Origin of the sequence: Lactobacillus helsingborgensis (assembly GCF_003173695.1) — a bacterium.
GTDB lineage: Bacteria > Bacillota > Bacilli > Lactobacillales > Lactobacillaceae > Lactobacillus > Lactobacillus helsingborgensis.
The window spans coordinates 1,684,810-1,705,965 of record NZ_CP029544.1; the positions used below are offsets into that span (position 1 = coordinate 1,684,810).

Sequence of the window (21,156 nt, forward strand, 5' to 3'; positions counted from 1 at the left end):
TTCACATAAATAATTTTATTTAATCATTATTACGTAAAGGTAAACGCTCTTAAAAATGTTAAATTACTGCTAATTGAATCAGTAAAGAAGATGATGACTAATGACGACCAAAAATCAAAATTCTGCCAGCCCAGAAAAGGCATCTGAACCTGAACTAAAAACTAAAAATTATGATTTTGATATTGGCCCCAACACAATTTCCAATTGGATGCCTGATAGGGCCTTACAAAAAATCGTGGCTGCTAATTTAGGGCGGGAATTAGATCAAGTTACTAAAGAAGACCTTGCCAACTTAACAGAAATTAATCTTATTGCAGCAAGTGAAACTACTATAGTTCAAGGCAAGAAGCAATACGTTATTTCCCCTAGTGAATATCAGTCACGTTTAAAGCTTAAATCACTGGCTGGATTAGAATACGCAACTAATCTGGTTAAACTTAATCTTGCTCCTGACCGGCAGCTTAACCATGAGTGGCTCCACCGTATTTTTAGCAGGTCAAGCTTAATAGATATTTCGGCTCTGCAAAACCTGACTAAACTAGCCCATGTTAATTTAGAAATGTGCAGCATTGCTGATATTTCTGCGTTAGCAAATAAGCCGCAGTTAATGCAACTCAATCTGTCATATAACGCAATAAGTGATTTTTCACCTTTAAAAGCAAATAAGCAATTGCTTGCAAGCGGCAGTATTGAACTGAAAAAACAGATTATAATGGCTGAACCGGTACATATCACAAGCGGAACATTTTCTTACACCTCTGGACCTTATCAGCTGCTAGATCTTAATGGTGCAAGTATGCCGATCAAGATCGAAACTGGGAAGCATATCGGCGCCAGATGCAACATCAAGCAGTATTGCAGCAATTGGGACGAACATGTGGGGCAAGTTAATGGTAAGCAAACTGTGACGTGGGATCTTACAAACTTAAAGCCGGATAGCAATGCAGCAATGACCATTAAGTTTCATAGTAATAGTGCTACACAAAAGCCATTGATTTCCGGCTGGTACGTCATCCCCTTCAGAATTGTTAGCGGACAACCTATTACCTTTCATTTTAAAGATGATGCTGATAATACAATCGCTTGTGAACAAAAGTTGTATGGTGACATTAATAACAGCTGTACTGCTCCAGTTCCTACGTTTAACGGCTATTCGATTGAAGCTAAATTGGTCAATGGGGTTAAAACGCCATTAAATCAAGGTTCACTAACCACTACTATTACCGCTCAACCGCAAGACATTTTTTTGCTTTATAACCGAAATAAAGCAGCAGATATTACCATTCATTACCAAGACGAAAATGGTAAGGCCATTGCTCCCGCAACTACGATTAGCGGTGTTTTTAGTGAGCAAAAAATCGTTAAGCCACAGGAAATCTCAGGTTATACTCCTAGTCGTTATCAGATTGATCATAATGGTATTTCTCATCATCCGGGCAGCGTTGCTATTTTACTAAATAATCAGTCACAGGAAATTACCTTTTATTATAATAGGCAAAAGGTTTCGAATGTGATTGTTCATTATCAAGACATTGAGGGCCAAAAAGTGGCCCCGGATGAAATACTGAGTGGCTATGTTAATGATCAGCAAATGGTTCATACATTAAAGTTACCGGGGTACACTATTCAATCCAAAAATTTAAACGGATTAAGTACTAAAAACGAGCTAAATACCACAGCAATTACCCTTAAGGAAAAGCCACAGAAATTGACCTATATTTATACTAAGGATATTATCGGCGATAAAAAAGTGGCTAATAACAAGCCTTTACCAAAATATAAAAACAGGTCATACCATCATATAACTAACAAGATAAAAACACTTAATAATAGGAAGAAAAAAGTACAGCAGTCGCATACAAAAACAAAAAATAAATGGCAGTTTTTGCTGTTAATATTAGGTTTAGCATCGTTATTTAGCATTTTAGGATTAACGCTAATATACTATAACAGGAAGAATAGAAAATAAAAATTACACTCAATCAAAGTATAAATGCACTCTATTGAGTGTATTTTTATATACTATTTTAGAAAAGTATAGTTGTTACATCTTGAAATTATTATATTATGGATATACAATGATAGTGTAAATTGTTATTGGTTAATAATTTGAGAGGTAAAAATTATGAATAAACACATAGAACTAAGTAAACAAAGCAAGAAATTGCTATTTAGTGGAATTACTGCTGCTGCACTGGCATTAGTTGTTGGTGGCCCACATGCAGTTAAGGCTGACAGCGTATCTGGAAGCACACTGGCTGCAAGCAGTTTAACTGAAGCTGCTACTAAACAGCCTGTAACTGCTTTTGATGCAAAAGGAAAAACTCTCACCCCTTCATTAACACCAAGTAAGAAGGCTAGACCTTTTAAAGCGCCAAATGGAGTTAAAGGTAAAGTTACAACAAAAGCTTCAAACGATGTTGATGCTTGGATGCCTGATAAAAACTTGCAAGAAGTAGTTGCCTATAACTTATATGGTGATGCAAAAAGTGTAGATAAAATTACTAAAGATGACTTAGCTAACCTCAAATATCTTCAAATATTTGAGGGTGGTAGTGAAAGTAAAGAATTTTATGAAGCTGCTTTAAGTATTAAATCTTTGAAGGGATTAGAGTTCGCCACCAGTCTAGAAACTATTGATTTAGGTTCAGATACAAACCTCAATGTCAAATACTTTGGCATGCAAAACATATTATTACACAGTGCACTATCTGATATTAGTGCATTGGCAAATTTGACTAATTTAGAGAGTGTTAATTTCCAACAAAGTAGTATCTACGACATTTCTGCATTAGCTAACAAGCCAAAATTAACTTCAGTATATCTTTCATATAACAATATCACAGACTTCTCACCCTTAGGTAAAGATCCTAATTTAGCTAGTTCCAGAGTTATGGGTTACTTCCAATCTGTAGAAGCTAATGGATATTATGTATCGAAATCAAGTACACCTACACTTACTCTTGCTTACAATAATATTACTGGTATCGACGGTAAACCTATGCAACTTCGGATTGCAAATGATCCTAAAGGTCAAGACAAATATGTTCGTTATTATACAAGTGACTGGGACAATCCAGGCGTAGTAAATGGTCAACAAGTAGCTTGGAATATAAGCGGACTCACACCTAATACTGGTAAAATGCTTTACATGACAGTTAAATACACAGGTTCAGCTGGCGAAGGTGGCTGGTTTATAGTTCCATTCATGGTAGTTGACTAATTTAGACCAACTATTTAGATAATTATAAAATTAACGCTAAAGAACTACTTACTTTTTTAAGTAAAGTAGTTCTTTTTATTTTATATAATAAAAAACACGTAATTTAAGACTCATAAAATATTACTAAAGCTTTAGTTAACCAGAGTTATGTACAAAACTAATGCAAAAGTATTTGACTAAGCTATTTGAGCCCTAAATATAGTGGGGAGAAGTTTGTATTATCAAATACAGAGCGTTTTTTGGTCTAGCTTAGCTTAGTTTGACTTTTAATAAGCTCAGCCATATACTAAACTTATATTAATATGCAGTTTAGAAGAGGAATTATATGAATACACATAAGAATGCTAACAAGCAAGGAGAAAAAATATTGCTCAGCGGCTTGGCCGCAGCTGCTTTAGGCTTAATTAATGCCAAACCCCAAACGGTGAAGGCAGCTAATCAGAATGGCAGCCGTGCCACCAAGAAGGCTGCAAGCAGAGCAGTCAAGACCAAGTTGAACTACCAAACAGAGACCACCGAAACAAATTCAAAAACTGTGGGCGAAGCTGCCACTAACGATGACACTGGTCATCTCAGCGACAATCAAAATATCGTCAGTGACACCAGTGCAGGCCAGTTAAATAATAATATAGACAGTAATACTAATTCCAGAAAAGTTATTTCTAAGGGAAATTACCCAAATAACACTCAAGAACCGAAAACAGGCAAACACGTAATAGCAACAAAAAGTACTGACATTCAGTATGGAAAATGGTATGGAGCTGATGCTACCTTCAGTCAAAATACATTGACCATTAAGGGTAATCAATCTGCTAATATTCCTCAGACCTCTTCCAATGAGTCTGCCAATGTTGCCTCAGGATTCACCGATGACCTTCATAACACCTTAGTGTCAAAAACCGATCAAATTCAAAAAGTAGTTATTGAAGGTCCTGTTACAGTTACAGGTACATTACGAAGTATGTTTTTCAATTTACCTAGGTTAACCACGATTGAAGGATTAGGCAATTTAAACACTTTCAATGTAACTGATATGTCTAGCATGTTTGCTGATTGTCCTAAGTTAACCACGATTGAGGGACTAGACCAATTAGACGCCTCCAATGTAACTAATATGTCCCAAATGTTTGAAAACTGCCCGGGTTTAAAGACTATAGATTTAAGCAAAATGACAATTGGAAAGAAAAAACTAACCAATTTATCGCAGATGTTTATGGGGTGTTCTCAACTTACAAGCTTAATTTTACCAGATAAAATTGATACTTCTGCTGTAACTGATATGCAAAACATGTTTTATGGCTGTTCAAGTTTAACAGAACTAAATTTAAAAAATGTTACAACTGATAGTTTACAAAATATGGATCACATGTTTGCCAAGTGCTCAAGCCTCGAAAAATTAGACCTTTCTAGTTTTTATACTAAAAATGTTACTAGTATGAAAGAAATATTTAGTAACAGTGAGGATAATGTAACTAAATTTCCTGACTGTATAAAATTAGCCGAATTAAATATTGAAAACTTTGATATGTCGCAAGCTATACAGTCTAATGGGATTAAAAATGCTCTAAGTAAGTTACCCGCTCTGAAAAAATTAGTACTGGGTAAGAATTGCAAATTTTACAACAATGATACTAACACTAACGTCGGTCTTGATACTCCAGGAACATGGGTTAATGTTGGTACTGGTACTGAAGAGAACCCACAAATGAGTAAAAAATGGTCTTCCACCGATTTAATGAATAATTATAATGGTGAAACTGATCACGATACTTATATCAGGTTCTATGATGGCTATCCTGTGAAAATTCATTACGTATACCTTGATAAGGAAGGAAAACGACAACCAATTTTAGATAAAGATGGAAAATCCTATGACTATGTAGTTGCCGGTGATAATGGTAAAACCAGCGACCCTATTAATACTAGAAATATATATGGTTATACTATCAATTCCATTTTTGTCAATAATGATAAACAATCTAGTACTGACAAAGTCACAGTCACATTTACTGATCACGAACAAGATGTTTATTTCGTTTATGACAGGGCAACAGGTAAACCTATTACGGTTAATTATTTGTACTTTGTGGACGAAAAAGGTGATACAAAGCCCATTCTTGATAAAAATAATAAGCCTATGACAGAAAAAGTTGACGGTGTACTTTATGGTGATCAGAAAGATATTATTCCAAAACCAATACCTGGTTATACCGTTAAGCAAATTAACATTGATAATGTTAAACAATCTGGAACTGATAAAGCAACAGTTGGCTACTCAGATAAGGAGCAAATTGTCGACTTTATTTATACTAAAAACCCTGTTAATAACGAAAATAAAGTTAAAGCAGCAGATGTAACTGTTCACTATAAAGACGAATTTGGTAATACTATTGCTCCCAATGAGATACTGAGCGGCTATGTTGGCGATGGCTATACTACTGGGGCTAAAAATATTTCCGGCTATACATTAAAGACGAGACCAGATAATGCTACAGGATTCTTTAGCACTTTCCCGCAAGATGTAACTTATATTTATACTAAGATAGGTACAAACAATACACCAAATATTAATGAGCCTAATACCCCTACTAAAATACCTAAGCAGAACAAAAAGAGAAAAGAAAAGAAAAAGCCTGTTAAGCAAACAACAAGCAGCAATTTGTCTAAAAAGCAAGGCAATTCAAGCGTTGCTAAAAGTAAAAAAGCTGCTGCTTTACCACAGACAGGTACTAATAAGCATTCCAGTCTGGCTCTGCTTGCACTGGGAAGCTTAACTTTAGTTGGCGCATTAGGTGCAGCATGGTTTAGTCGTAAGAAAATTAAATAAATTAGAGAACTCATCAGCAAGATACTGGTGAGTTTTTTACTATAAATATCAACAAATATATATTTATTTAGTCTTGATTTAACTCATATATGGTCATATACTAATATTGAATTGTGTATGTTATTAAAGAAAGAATGAGGAAAATGAATAAACACAAAATTATCAAACAAGGTAAAAAGCTGCTATTTAGTAGCATGGCAGCTGCAGTTTTAGGCGTGATTTGTGTAACTACTAAACCCGTTAAAGCTGCCACTGTAAATGGTGATTATACTTCAACCAATAGTGTTAATACAAAAAAAGCTGAATTAAATTATCAGGCTAAAAATAATGCACCTACGGTTAAAAATGATAATGCCAAATTCGATTCTACCAAAGCTGCTAAGAGTGATACTATCAAAACTGGTGAGTGGATGGGTATTAAAGTTTCATTTAATACAGATACCCATACACTCTCTATAGGTGGAGGCACTATTACTAATTACCCAGTAAATATCGGCGGTATGGTTACTGACTTACATCTTTTAAGAGTAGATTGGGATGATCTTACCTACGTTTTCGACGCCAATGATGTACAAACAGTTAACTTTACAGACCATTTAACTATCAAGGGTAGTGCTTCACAGTGGTTTGCACAATACAGAAATTTGAAAACTATTAATGGATTTGAAAATGTTGACTTAACTCAAGTTACTGATATGAGTTCAATGTTTATGTATTGTGAATCTTTGGAAAACTTAGATTTAAATAAGATATTCCAACCGGGTAAAACATACAGTGTCACTGACACTTCACACATGTTCGATGGCTGTGCAAGTTTAACAAACTTAGATCTTTCTAATTTAGACACTTCTAACGTTACTGATATGTCGTATATGTTCAATGGTTGTTCTAAACTGACTCAACTGGATGTAAGTAATTTCAATACTGCTAACGTTAACAATATGGAAAGTATGTTCTCTTTTGATTCTCAGGTAACTGCAATTAAAGGCTTAGACAAATTTGATACTTCTAAAGTACAGAATATGGCGAGAATGTTTTTTAATTGTATAAATTTAAAAGAATTAGATTTATCTCATTTTAATACTTCAAATGTTAGACTGTTCGCCTGGATGTTCAAGAGCTGCAAGAATTTAAATACATTGGACATTAGCAGTTTTGATATGTCTAATGCGATGTTAAAAATGAATATGTTTACTGGACTAAGTAACTTACAAACTCTTGTACTTGGTCAGAAATGTGTGATGGCCAATACTGGTCTTGACACACCAGGAACATGGATGAATAAAAAAGGAAATAACTTTTGGACTTCTGAAGATTTAATGAGTAACTATAATGGTAGTAAAGACTATGACACTTATACCATATTATAATTTTAAAAAGTAAGCAAACAGTATAGGATAAAACTATTTTTCCACACAACAAAAGTTATTAATTTTAATTATTTGGCACCTTTGTTACATTCTGTTGGATATGCTAAAAAGGGAATATACCCACTGTTTAGCAACTTAGTCTTATAGATTAATTTAATAACAAGAAAAACTTTTTAAATCTTATTAAGTAAAAAACGTTCTATATTATCAAATATAGAGCGTTTTTTTGGTCTAACTTAGCTTAGTTTGACTTTTAATAGGGTCAGCCATATACTAAACTTATATTAATATGCAGTTTAGAAGAGGAATTATATGAATACACATAAGAATGCTAACAAGCAAGGAGAAAAAATATTGCTCGGCGGCGTGGCCGCAGCTGCTTTAGGCTTAATTAATGCCAAACCCCAAACGGTGAAGGCAGCTAATCAAAATGGCACCCGTGCCACCAAGAAGGCTGCGAGCAGAGCAGTCAAGACTAAATTAACTTACCAAAATGAAACTGGTTCAGAAACGGAAGGCGAAACAGCTACTAATGATGACCCCATTGGCAGTGAAAATAATGTAGGAACAGCAAGCAGCAACCCTGAAACAGGACAGGGTCAAGCTGGTGCTAATAGCAATCCAGCAAGTGGCAGTAATCAAGATGCAGCTGCAGGCAATACCAGCGCTCCAAGCACCACAGACAATGCAAAAACTGATAAGCAAGAAGCGGGCTCTACACAATTTGACCCTGCTAAAGCTACTCGAGATGGCGCAATTTCAGGTACTTGGGAAGATATACCTGTCACGTTTAATAATGGCGTACTATCAATTGGTGAAAAAGGCAAAACCTACACAATAAATAATTCAGACGATAAAAATATTAGTATTAACAACAATATCAGTAATATTTCTGGAACTGATATTACAGAAATTGATATTAATGCTCCTATCACTATTACCGGTTCAGCAGCACAACTTTTTGCTAGACTCAAAAATTTGTCTAATATTAGTGGTCTGAAAAATTTAAACACTTCCGAAGTGACAAGTATGCAACAAATGTTTATGAGTTGCTCTAAACTTACCAATTTAGACTTATCAAGTTTTGAAACTTCTAAAGTGACATCATTTAATACTATGTTTGTTAACGATTCTAGTTTAACCAATGTTAATTTATCTAGTTTTAAAATTAGTGATAATGCTGAAATGATGGGACTGTTTTTACTATGCCCTAATTTAACTCAGATATATCTAGGTAAGGATTTTAAATTTAATTTAGACAGTAGTGGTAAGCCAAATAATTCCCTCAATTTGTCTGGAACTTGGGTAAATATGGGTGAAGGCGATGGCTCTCTGGCCAAGGGTACTAATCAATGGTCTTCAGCTGACTTAATGACTAATTACCAAGGTGATAGAGACCATGACACTTATGTTAGATATACTGGCGGTACCGTTACTGTCCATTACCAAGACGAAGACGGCAAGCAGCTAGTTGATCAAGATGGTAAACAGATTCCTGATGAAAAACTTTTCGGCAACATTTCAGACCTGGTAACTGTTGACACCAGCAAAGAATTTGCTGGCTACAAGTTCAAAGAAAACAAAAATTCTGATATAACAGCATTTACTTCTGATCCACAAGATATTACCTTGGTCTATTCCAAGAGTAAAACCGATAACACTTGGGAAGGCGTTCCTTTTACCTTTAATAATGGTGTCTTATCGCTAGGTGAAAAAGGTGAAAGTTATACAATAAATAATTCAGACAATAAGGATATTAGTTTTAACAATAATATCAGTAATATTTCTGGAACTGATATTACAGAAATTGATATTAATGCTCCCATTGCCATCATTGGTTCAGCTCAATCGCTCTTCTCATATCTTAACGTTACTAAAATTAATGGCTTAGATAAATTAGATACATCAAAAGTAACAAATATGTCAAACATGTTTTTCGATTCTACAAAAATAGTTTCTTTAGATCTATCCAGTTTCAATACTGCCAATGTTACCAATTTTAATATGATGTTTGTTGCCGATAAAAGTCTTGAAAGTGTAGATTTATCTAGTTTTTCCATTAAAGATAATGCTACAGCACAGAGTATGTTTAATCTTTGTGCAAACTTGAAAAAGTTAGTTTTAGGCAAGAACTTTCAATTTACGCCAAGCAATGGTAAGCCAAATAATTCCCTCAATTTGTCAGGTACCTGGGTAAACATGGGAGTTGACCAGGGCTCTCCAACCAAGGGTACTAATCAATGGTCTTCAGCTGATTTAATGACCAATTACCAAGGTGATAGAGACCACGACACCTATGTTAGGTATACTGGTGGCATCGTAACTGTTCATCGCCAAGATGAAGATGGCAAGCAGCTAGTTGATCAAGATGGTAAGCAGATTCCTGATGAAAAACTTTTCGGCAACATTTCAGACCTGATAACTGTTGACACCAGCAAAGAATTTGCTGGCTACAAGTTCAAAGAAAACAAGAATTCTGATGTAAAAGCATTTATCTCTGACCCGCAGACTATCACTCTAGTCTATTCTACAAGTAAAACTGATAATACTTGGGAAGGTGTTCCTTTTACCTTTAATAATGGCGTCTTATCGCTAGGTGAAAATGGTAAAACCTATCCAATTGACAACTCAGGAAACAAAGAAAGGAGCTACGCACTTGACACTCGAGATATTAGCATTAGCCAAAATATTAAGGGCGTAAATGTTGATGAGATTAAAGAAATTGATCTTAATGCGAATATTAAAATTAAGGGCAGTGCCAACGGACTTTTTAAGAACCTGAAGAATTTAGCTACAATAAAGGGCTTAAGTAATTTAGATACTTCGCAAGTAACAAATATGGAACAAATGTTTTCGAACTGCCCTAAATTGATTGCATTGGATCTTTCAAGTCTCAACACTAATAATGTTACTTCCTATTCTTCAATGTTCAGTGGCGATACAGCTTTAACTAGTGTAGACCTATCCAGTTTTAAAGTTGCAGCTAATACCGAAGTGAAGGACATGTTCAATTCTTGTTCCAGCTTAACTAAGCTAACTTTAGGCAAAGACTTTAAGTTTATTGGCTCCATTGGATTAAATGATTTATCAGGTACTTGGGTAAACATGGGAGAAGGCAATGGCTCTCTGACTAAAGGTACTAATCATTGGTCTTCAGCCGATTTCATGACTAAATACCAAGGAGACAGAGACCATGACACTTACGTTAGATATACTGGTGGTACTGTTACTGTTCATCGCCAAGATGAAAATGACAACCAGTTAGTTCCTGATGAATATCTCTTTGGCAATATTTCAGACCCGGTAACTGTTGACACCAGCAGGGAAATTGCTGGTTACACCTTCAAGGAAAACAAAAATTCTGATGTCAAGACATTCAAATCTAATGAACAGTTTGTTACCCTTATTTATACCAAATCAGATAACAATAATGGTTCAAACACTGTTAATACTGGAACAACTGTGACTAGTCCTGCTGCTATAGCACCTGCAGTCACAGTTCATTACCAAGATGAATATGGCAATACTATTGCTCCTGACCGTGTTGTTCAAGGTCGGATTGGCGATGGCTATACTACTAGTGCTGAGACGGTTTCCGGCTATAGTTTAAAGACTAGACCGGATAATGCAACGGGTTTCTTTAACAACAATCCGCAAAGCGTTACCTATGTTTACAGCAAGAGTGCTGGCAATACTACTGCCACTGTACCAGCGGATAATACGACTACTGCTGAGAATGAGCCTACTCCAATCCCAACTCATAAAACGAAAAAGTCTAAAGCAGTTAAGCGTCATCAGACTGCTAATAAAGGACTTAAAGAAAGGCATCAAGCTAAGCGCCAAATTAGATTGGCAGCGGCAAGCGGCAAGCTGAATAAAGCTGTTAATGACCCGCAAAAAGGCAGGCAAGATAACACCCTGCCGCAAACTGGCACTGAGAAACGCAACAGCCTCGCTATGCTCGCTTTAGGCAGCTTAGCCTTGGCAACCGCCTTAGGTGCTGCTTGGCTTAACCGTAAGAAAGACTAAATAAATTCTGACAAAAAACGTTCTATATTATTAAATATAGGACGTTTTTCGGTCTAGCTTGGCTTAGTTTGACTTTTAATAAGGTCAGCCATATACTAAACTTATATTAATATGCAGTTTAGAAGAGGAATTATATGAATATACATAAGAATGCTAACAAGCAAGGAGAAAAAATATTGCTCGGCGGCGTGGCCGCAGCTGCTTTAGGCTTAATTAATGCCAAACCCCAGACGGTGAAGGCAGCTAATCAAAATGGCACCCGTGCCACCAAGAAGACTGCGAGCAGAGCAGTCAAGACTAAATTGACCTACCAAAATGAAACTGGTTCAGAAACTGAAGGCGAAACAGCTACTAATGATGACCCCATTGGCAGTGAAAATAATGTAGGAACAGCAAGCAGCACAGCAAGTGGCAGTAATCAAAATGCAGCTGCAGGCAATACCAGCGCTCCAAGCACCACAGACAATGCAAAAACTGATAAACAAGAAGCGGGCTCTACACAATTTGACCCTGCTAAAGCTACTCGAGATGGCGCAATTTCAGGTACTTGGAATAATATACCTACCACTTTTTCTGATGGAGTATTGTCTATTGGAGAATCGGGAAACAATTATTCAATTGGTAACAAAAACTACGACTACCAGGTACTTTCATTTAGTGACAATAAGAAAAACTTAAAAATTGATGATTTGTCTACTATTACAGAAATTGATTTTAATGCTCCTATCAAGGTTTTGGGTGGGGTTACAAAATTTTTTGGTGGTTTAACTAACTTAACTACAATTAAGGGACTGCCTAATTTAGATACTGAGAATGTAACTACCATGTACGGTTGGTTTGATGGTTGCAAGTCTTTAACCAGTTTAGATTTATCTCATTTTGACACTTCTAATGTTACTAATATGTCGTATATGTTTGATAAATGTTCATCACTAACATCTATTACCTTCTCTGATAAATTTAAGACAGATCAAACAACTGACATGTCCTATATGTTTGAGGGCTGCCAAAATCTATCAAATATTGACTTATCTACGTTTAAAATAACGATCAGAAACAAAACTGACATGTCCTATATGTTTAAAGATTGCAAGTCTTTAACCAAATTTGACTTTCCTAATTTTTCCTGCAATGGCGATGCGAGTCATATGTTTGAGGGTTGCGATAATCTTGAATACTTAAATTTACTTAACTTTACTACAAAAGATGAATTTGATAATGGTGAAGAATTTGATAGAGCTACTTGCTACTCTATGCTTAAAGATCTTCCTAAACTAAAAGTAATAGTATTAGGCCGCTATACCCATATAAAACAGTCCGATTTTAATACTGAGGGGACTTGGGTAAACATGGGTATTCCGCAAGGGAGTTGGCCAGCCCCCAAAAAAGGTTCAATCCAACTAAGTTCTACTGACCTTACCCAAAAGTATGCTAATATGGATAATGACTTTGGCAAAGCGCTTTATCAAGACACTTATATTAACTTTAAGAATCTCGGTAAGGGAATTACAATTCAATACCGTGACAAAGATGGCAACAAAATTCCTGGTGTTGACGATGATATTCAATTTGGTAATATTGATGATTTTCTCGTAAACAATAATCCCTATACTGCCTTTAAACCACAAGAAAAGTTTACCGATGGTTCAGGGAACGAGTATGATTTTGATAATTTAGCTAAGATAAATGATAGTACGGTAAATTATAATGCTGTGAAGTTTACCCCTAATGACCAAACTATTACTTTCTTCTATACTAAAAAAGCTAATAGTTCTGTCCCTTCCAATGGTTCAGACTCTTCTAATGGCTCTGATACTTCTAATGGTTCAGACTCTTCCAACGGCTCTGATACTTCTAATGGTTCAGACTCTTCCAATGGCTCTGATACCTCTAATGGTTCGGATACTTCCAACGGCTCTGACCCCAGTGATTCTGGTCCTTTTATTTCAAGTACTTGGGAAGGTGTGCCTGTTTTCTTTTATACTGATACTGGTAAATTAAAAATAGGTCTTCCTAATAAGACATATACTGTTAAAAATAATAATACACTTGGCGATATTAGCATTAAGAACAACACCTTAGAAGTAAATCCTTCAAAGATTACAAAAATAGATATAGTAGGAACCATAGAAATCGAAGGGTATGCTCAAAAGCTATTCACTGGGCTTTCTAATTTACAAACTTTTAACGGTTTGGAAAATTTAAAAACAGATAAAGTAACAGGGATGAACAATATGTTCGATGGTTGTTCATCACTAACTTCCCTGTCCCTTCCTAAAAGTTTTAATACAAGTAAAGTAACTGATATGGGAGGCATGTTTGAGGGTTGTACGGCCCTAGAAACTTTAGATTTGTCATATTTTGATACTTCTCAAGTAACTAGTATGTTAAATATGTTTAGCGGGTGTACCAGTCTAAAAAGCTTAAACCTACAAAATTTCAATACCGATGAGATAGATGATTTTAATGGGTTAGGTTCTATGTTTGAAAATTGTACCAATCTTGAAGAACTAGATATCGAAAACTTTAATATTCCATCTGCTAAGTCCGCTATTTCAATGTTTGAAAATGACTCTAATCTACGAAAATTAGTTTTAGGACCTAAGTGCGATATTTCAAATTCTAATCTTAATGTTCAAGGCACCTGGGTAAACATGGGTTTAGGAAAAGGTTCTCCTAAAAAAGGTACATGCAAATGGTACTATCCACAGGCATTCTTAGATGAATTTAATCCTTCGACTCAACATGATACCTATGTATGTTTTGCTGATCTTGGAGGACCAATTACAGTTCATTATCAAAGTGATAATAAAGATATCGCTGATGCAGAACAGCAATTTGGTGATATAGATACTAAACTTGTCAACGACGGCTCATTCACTGCTTTTAATCCCAAAGAAATTAAGGGATATAAATTTGACCACGCAGAATTCAATGGATCGGGAACGGATATAAATAGCTTTCTGTTCACAAGCAAGCCTCAAACCGTTAATCTTATATATAAGAAAACTACTGGTGGTTCTGGTAGTGAAAGCTCAAGTAGTAGTAGTTCTGGATCTACTCCTGACAGTGGAAGTTCTAGCAGCAGTGCTTCTGGATCTACTTCTGACAGTGGAAGTTCTAGCAGCAGCTCCTCTACTTCCACACCTGGAAATGGCAGCACTAGCAGTAGCGCCTCAAACTCTAACTCCAGTAGTACTAGTTCTACGCCTTCTGGCAGCTCTGGTATTTCCAATGGCTCCAATAGTTCCAATGGTTCAGGATCAAACAATAGTAGTGGCAGCAATGTGATTAACAATAATACGCCTACCCCAATTCCGACCAATAATAAGCCAAAAAAGAAATCTACTAAGAAGTCACATAAAAAACACCGGATGGATAAGCAGAATAATTCAAAGACAATTAAGCATCATCAAACAGCTAATAAAGGACTTAAAGAAAGGCATCAAGCTAAGCGCCAAACTAAATTGACAGCGACAAGCGGCAAGCTGAATAACATTGCTAATGACCCGCAAAAAGGCAGGCAAGATAACACCCTGCCGCAAACTGGCACTGAGAAACGCAACAGCCTCGCTATGCTCGCTTTAGGCAGCTTAGCCTTGGCAACCGCCTTAGGTGCTGCTTGGCTTAACCGTAAGAAAGACTAAATAAATTCTGACAAAAAACGTTCTATATTATTAAATATAGGACGTTTTTCGGTCTAGCTTGGCTTAGTTTGACTTTTAATAAGGTCAGCCATATACTAAACTTATATTAATATGCAGTTTAGAAGAGGAATTATATGAATATACATAAGAATGCTAACAAGCAAGGAGAAAAAATATTGCTCGGCGGCGTGGCCGCAGCTGCTTTAGGCTTAATTAATGCCAAACCCCAGACGGTGAAGGCAGCTAATCAAAATGGCACCCGTGCCACCAAGAAGACTGCGAGCAGAGCAGTCAAGACTAAATTGACCTACCAAAATGAAACTGGTTCAGAAACTGAAGGCGAAACAGCTACTAATGATGACCCCATTGGCAGTGAAAATAATGTAGGAACAGCAAGCAGCAACCCTGAAACGGGACAGGGTCAAGCTGGTGCTAATAGCAATCCAGCAAGTGGCAGTAATCAAAATGCAGCTGCAGGCAATACCAGCGCTCCAAGCACCAAAGACAATGCAAAAACTGATAAGCAAGAAGCGGGCTCTACACAATTTGACCCTGCTAAAGCTACTCGAGCAAGCTTTCCAAGTAAATGGCAAGGATTAGACATCAGTTTCGACAACGCAACACGTATACTAACAATTGGTGGTGGAACAATCGATAACAGTGATAATCATACTGTCAGCCTATACTACAACTTAAATGATCAAGATCCAGTGTTAGCTGCTGACATTAAAGAAATTGATATCACTGGCAAACTCAAAATTATCGGTTCTGCTGATAAAATGTTTACTAGCCTTGAGAATCTAGAAACTATCAAGGGTTTAGATAATCTTGATACTACTGATGTTACCAGCATGAAAAACATGTTTGGGAATAATCAAAAACTAAAGAGTATTGATTTATCTAGTTCAACTTCTTTCAAAACAGATAAAGTGACAGACATGTCATACATGTTCTATCGTGATCAAGCTTTAACTAAATTAGATTTATCTTGCTTTGATACGTCAAATGTTACTAACATGACGCATATGTTTGAAAGCTGTGTGGGACTTCATAGTTTTGCATTCCCAGCTACTTTTAAAACAGATAAAGTGACAGACATGTCATACATGTTTGATAACTGTAATCAAGTTTGGTCAATTGACGTAACCAAATTCAACACTTCTAATGTTGAAAACATGGCATATATGTTTTATAACTGTCAAAGTTTTCTTACGTTAGATGTTTCAAGCTTTAACACATCAAAAGTGACGGATATGTCATATATGTTTGGTGCTTGTGTTAATTTGCTTAAATTAAATCTGCCGACTACCTTTGTTACCGACAATGTTCAAAATATGAAGGGAATGTTTAGCGGTTGTGAGTACATAACTGAGTTAGACTTATCACTGTTTAATACTGCTAAAGTAACTAATATGGCCAATATGTTCCGAGGTTGTAGCAAATTGACAAACATTATTGCCTCTGATAATTTTACTACTGCAAATGTTACTGACATGAGTAACATGTTTTCTGGTATCCCAATTACTACTGATAGTATAAACAAATTAATATCTAAATTTGATACTAGCAAAGTCACAGATATGACAGAAATGTTTGATGGCTGCTCACAAGTAACTTCACTTGATTTGTCCAAATTTGATACTGCTAATGTCGGAAATGTTCCTGAAAAACTATCTCGTGCTGGTATGGAAAGAATGTTTAGTGGCTGTGGTAACTTAACTACCTTAGACTTAAGCAATTTTGATACTAAAAATGTCCGTGATATGAGCTGGATGTTTGATAACGATAAAAATTTAGAAAGTATAAACCTTAATCTTTCTCTTTTCAATACCTCTAACGTTATTGACATGAAACACATGTTTGAGGATTGTCATTCATTAACTAGTGTTGATGTTAGTCATTTTGATACTTCAAACGTCCTTGATATGAGTTACATGTTTAATGATTGTGTTAAATTACCTGCAATAGATGTTAGTCATTTTAATACTACCAAAGTAACTGATATGACGAGTATGTTTTCATATTGTGATTCTTTACCAAGTTTAGATGTCACTAACTTTAACACGGTAGCTGTTACTGATATGGTTAGAATGTTCTGGCAATGTTCAAATTTAACCAGTTTGGATCTACACAACTTTAATACCAGAAAAGTTTCTGATTATACTAACATGTTTCAAGGCTGTGACAAACTAACGAAACTTGATCTTAGTAGTTTCGATATGCAAAATTTTGCACCATCTATTGTTAACATGCTTGGCGATCTTCCATCTCTTGAAGTGCTTATACTAGGCAGAAGAAATAATTTGAAATTAGTCGAAGATTATTTGGACGGTGGTTTAGGCAACAATTATAATGACAAAGAAGAAGATGTCTGGGTTAACATGGGAGTTAATAAAGACAACGGTGGTCTTCAGCCTAGAGTTCATTCTTGGACTGGTGCTGATTTAATGAAAAATTATAATGGCAGTAAGGATTATGATGTGTATGTTAATATCAATAAAATTCCAAATCCTTGCAACATTACCATTAATTATCAATTTGAAGACGATAAAACCGCCAAACTCTCGCCAAACGATTATCAATTCGGTACCGCTGGTAAAGACGTGGTTATCCCAATCACAGCCAGAAAGTTGCCTACCTATAAACTTGCCTACGTTGAAATTAATGGCAACAAATACGCCACTGATAAATATGAAGATGCGTTGAGTAAACTAAAGTTTACTAATGATCCTCAAACTGTTACCTTTGGATACGAAAAGAGTAATGCTGGTAAAGGTAATAGTTCTAATGGAACAGGTTCAGGTAGTAATAGTTCCAACGGCAGTTCCTCCGGTTCTAACCCAGGCAGTAACAGTTCCAGCGACAGTTCTTCTGGTTCTAATCCTGGCAGTAACAGTTCCAGCGGCAGTTCCTCTGGTTCTAATCCTGGCAGTAATAATTCCAGCGGCAATTCCTCTGGTTCTAATCCTGGCAGTAACAGTTCCAGCGGCAGTTCCTCTGGTTCCAATGCTGGTAACAATACGAACAATCCTGGTAGTGTCAATAATGGAAGTTCAAATAATTCTGGCGTAACCAGCACTGGACAAAATAGTAATTCATCTAACGCTTCAACTGATAATAATACCGAAAAAACACCAGTCAAGAATGGTGTTAAGAGAATAGTTGCCCACAATGCTTACATCTTTAATGAAAAGGGTCAACGTCTAAAAGGCGAATACTTTATTGGCAATACCATTACTACCTATGGTACTAAGTTCATTAAAGGTAAGAAGTTCTATGACTTAGGCAAGAACCAATTTGTTAAGGCTAACAATATTACTGGCATCAATCGTAGATTAAGACATAATGCCTTTATTTACACTAAGAAAGCTAATAAGAAAGTCAAACGTTATGGTCGTATTGTTCTAAAGAAGAACAAAAAAGTTAAAACTTATGGTGGTACTATTAAAATACACAATAAGTTGTATTACATTGTAGGTAAGAACCAATTTGTTAAGAAAGCTAACTTTTAACAATTAAAAACACTTTTCTCATCAATAAAGAACCTAGCTAGTACTTAAAGTTACTAGTTGGGTTCTTTTTCTCCACTCAAAAATTAAACTATTCCCTAACCGGCTCTAAATTAACAAGCTAAATTTACTGCTTTGTAGCAAATATCATCAGTACAGCAGGTGCTGGTTTAATCTAACTAAATTTAATACCAATTAAAAAGTACTCCGTAAGATGCGATTAGCTTTTGCGGAGTATTTTTTATTCGAATAGTCTCCCTATTATTCAACTGCCAAAGTAAAATTTTTTCACAATTAAAACTACGTTAAATCTGGAAACGCTAACCATAAGTAAAATATTAAGGGCTATTAATAATGGAATCAGCCGAGTTAAATAGCATTATTCTAGTATTTTTAACTTGTTTTTTGGCCTTATTTATTATTTCAGTTAATGCTTGATTTTGGCATAAATAAAATTAGCCTATTCTTAATTAAGTCCATTTTTTATTTGAATAAGCTTATTTTATGAATAATTGGCAAAATTTTGTTTACTAGTAATATGCAAAAGTATTAAATCTATACGAAAATACCAATCACAGTATTGAATTAGACAGGATATATGTATATACTTAATAATGGTATAATGAAATTTAGATGGTATAAATGGAGGAAAAATATGAGTAAGCATAACAATTTTTATCATAAAGGTAAAAAGGTACTATTCACTAGTATGGCAGTTGCTGCGTTAAGCGTAATTGCAGTTAATCCTGTTGCAGCTAAGGCTGCCGAAGCACAGAAAGAGCAACCTGTTAAGTCAACAACAAATAATGATAAGGGCAATAAAAAAGATATAGAGGATCATACTGCCGAAGATGATTCACACAGTCTATGGGCTTCAGCATGGATCAACGGATCTTACAGTTATGACGAAAAGACTAAGACTTTAACTATTGAAGCTCATACAATTGACAATAGTAATTATTATACAAGTGACACAAACCCTATCAATCCTGCTCAAATAGCTTGGAATATTGATGGTGTTGATACAGATGAAATTCAAACCATTGAATTTGCCGGTCCCGTTACTTTTAAAGGCGATGCCAGTTCATTATTTGCTAATTTACCAAACTTGAAGAAAATTGAGAAATTAAATAACCTTGATACAACAAACGTCACTAGTATGAAACAAATGTTTGCCAATGATCCTAAATTAACTTCATTAGACCTGTCAAACTTTGACACTTCTAAAGTAACCGACATGATGGGCATGTTTACCAATGATTCTAGTTTAACCTCATTAGATGTATCAGAATTTAAAACTTCAAACGTGACTGATATGTCATACATGTTTGCTCAGGTTGATGCATCTAATGATGAAGATAAACCAAGTAAAGACGCTGCTCCGAAATTGACTGAAATTAAAGGCCTGGATAAGTTTGATACTGCCAAGGTAAAACGGATGGGCAATATGTTTACTAACCAGAGCGCTTTAACATCTTTGGACATCAGCAGTTTCAAAACTCCAAAGGAATCAGTACCAGTAAAAGATGCAGACGGAAAGACACTTTATAGTGAACCCGCTGAAACTGATATGCTAAAGGGACTGGACAGCTTAACCTCGCTAAAACTTGGTAAAAACAATATTATTAAAAGTTCTGGTCTTAACACAAAGGGTACATGGAACCTGAACGGTAAAAACTTAACTTCCGAAGAACTTATGCGGAAATTTGACGGTTCTAAGGATGCAGGTACCTTATCTTTAACTCCTGCAAGCACTCCTTCAACCCCAAGTACTCCAAGCACCCCTTCAACTCCAAGTACTCCAAGTAACACTACTAACACAGGTAACACCAACACAAATACTACGACTGATAAGCAAGACACTAATAAGACGGATACTAACAAGCCAGACACTAACAAGCCTGCTACTGACAACAAGAAGCCAGCTAAAAAGGCCAAGAAAGGTGTCAAGAGAGTAGTTACCCACAACGCTTATATCTTTAACCAAAAAGGCAAGCGTGTAAAAGCTGAATACTTCGTTGGTAAAACTATTACTACTTATGGTACTAAGACCATTAACGGCAAGAAGTTCTATGCTTTAGGCAAGAACCGTTTCGTTAAGGCTAATAATGTTACTGGTATCAACCGTAAATTAAAGCACAATGCCTTTATTTACACTAAGAAAGCCAATAACAAAGTTAAACGTTATGGTCGTGATGTTCTGAAGAAGAACAAGACAGTTAGAACTTACGGCGGTGCTGTTAAGATGCACAATAAGTTATATTACATCGTAGGCAAGAACCAATTTGTCAAGAAAGCTAACTTTTAACAATTAAGAGATTTACTTTATAAATGAAAAGAACTCAACTAGCAGTTAAAAATGCTAATTGAGTTCTTTTTCTATGCTCAAAAATTAATAAATTACTTCTAAATTATGTGTCTATATTACTACCTAGTGTCATATCTTCCAGCAAATAAGCAAATTGAATTTAAAAATCAAAAATTACCTCTTAGCTAAGGCTAATTATTTATTCTTTTAAAATAAGTTGAAATGTATAGATGGTGCTATTAA

At 35.5% G+C, this 21,156-nt stretch carries 8 protein-coding genes; all 8 read left to right on the top strand.

The genetic code is table 11. The features are described 5' to 3' along the window. Positions 1-100 precede the first annotated feature (100 nt). The 8 genes from DLD54_RS08045 to DLD54_RS08080 all read left to right on the top strand — a co-directional run bounded on the left by DLD54_RS08045 (position 101) and on the right by DLD54_RS08080 (position 20,913). The gene (locus tag DLD54_RS08045) at positions 101-1,969 is read left to right on the top strand and encodes a MucBP domain-containing protein (protein ID WP_109918869.1); all 1,869 of its coding nucleotides are present in this window, start codon (positions 101-103) and stop codon (positions 1,967-1,969) included. Positions 1,970-2,125: 156 nt separating this feature from the next. Then, a complete protein-coding gene (locus DLD54_RS08050) occupies positions 2,126-3,223 on the top strand; it encodes a leucine-rich repeat domain-containing protein (protein WP_109918870.1) in 1,098 nt (365 codons plus the stop codon). Between the two features lie 325 nt (positions 3,224-3,548). Then, the gene (locus tag DLD54_RS08055) at positions 3,549-6,050 is read left to right on the top strand and encodes a BspA family leucine-rich repeat surface protein (protein ID WP_109918871.1); all 2,502 of its coding nucleotides are present in this window, start codon (positions 3,549-3,551) and stop codon (positions 6,048-6,050) included. 143 nt (positions 6,051-6,193) lie between these two features. Then, a complete protein-coding gene (locus tag DLD54_RS08060) occupies positions 6,194-7,420 on the top strand; it encodes a BspA family leucine-rich repeat surface protein (RefSeq protein ID WP_158593336.1) in 1,227 nt (408 codons plus the stop codon). Between the two features lie 312 nt (positions 7,421-7,732). Next, the gene (locus tag DLD54_RS08065; RefSeq protein WP_109918873.1) at positions 7,733-11,449 is read left to right on the top strand and encodes a MucBP domain-containing protein; all 3,717 of its coding nucleotides are present in this window, start codon (positions 7,733-7,735) and stop codon (positions 11,447-11,449) included. Between the two features lie 134 nt (positions 11,450-11,583). Then, positions 11,584-15,096: a BspA family leucine-rich repeat surface protein gene (locus tag DLD54_RS08070; protein ID WP_109918874.1), complete on the top strand. Its 3,513-nt coding sequence runs from the start codon at positions 11,584-11,586 to the stop codon at positions 15,094-15,096. A 134-nt stretch (positions 15,097-15,230) separates the two neighbouring features. Beyond that, positions 15,231-18,608, top strand: coding sequence for a BspA family leucine-rich repeat surface protein (locus DLD54_RS08075; protein WP_109918875.1), 3,378 nt, complete (start codon positions 15,231-15,233; stop codon positions 18,606-18,608). Between the two features lie 652 nt (positions 18,609-19,260). Next, a complete protein-coding gene (locus tag DLD54_RS08080) occupies positions 19,261-20,913 on the top strand; it encodes an SLAP domain-containing protein (RefSeq protein WP_158593337.1) in 1,653 nt (550 codons plus the stop codon). Positions 20,914-21,156 lie beyond the last annotated feature (243 nt).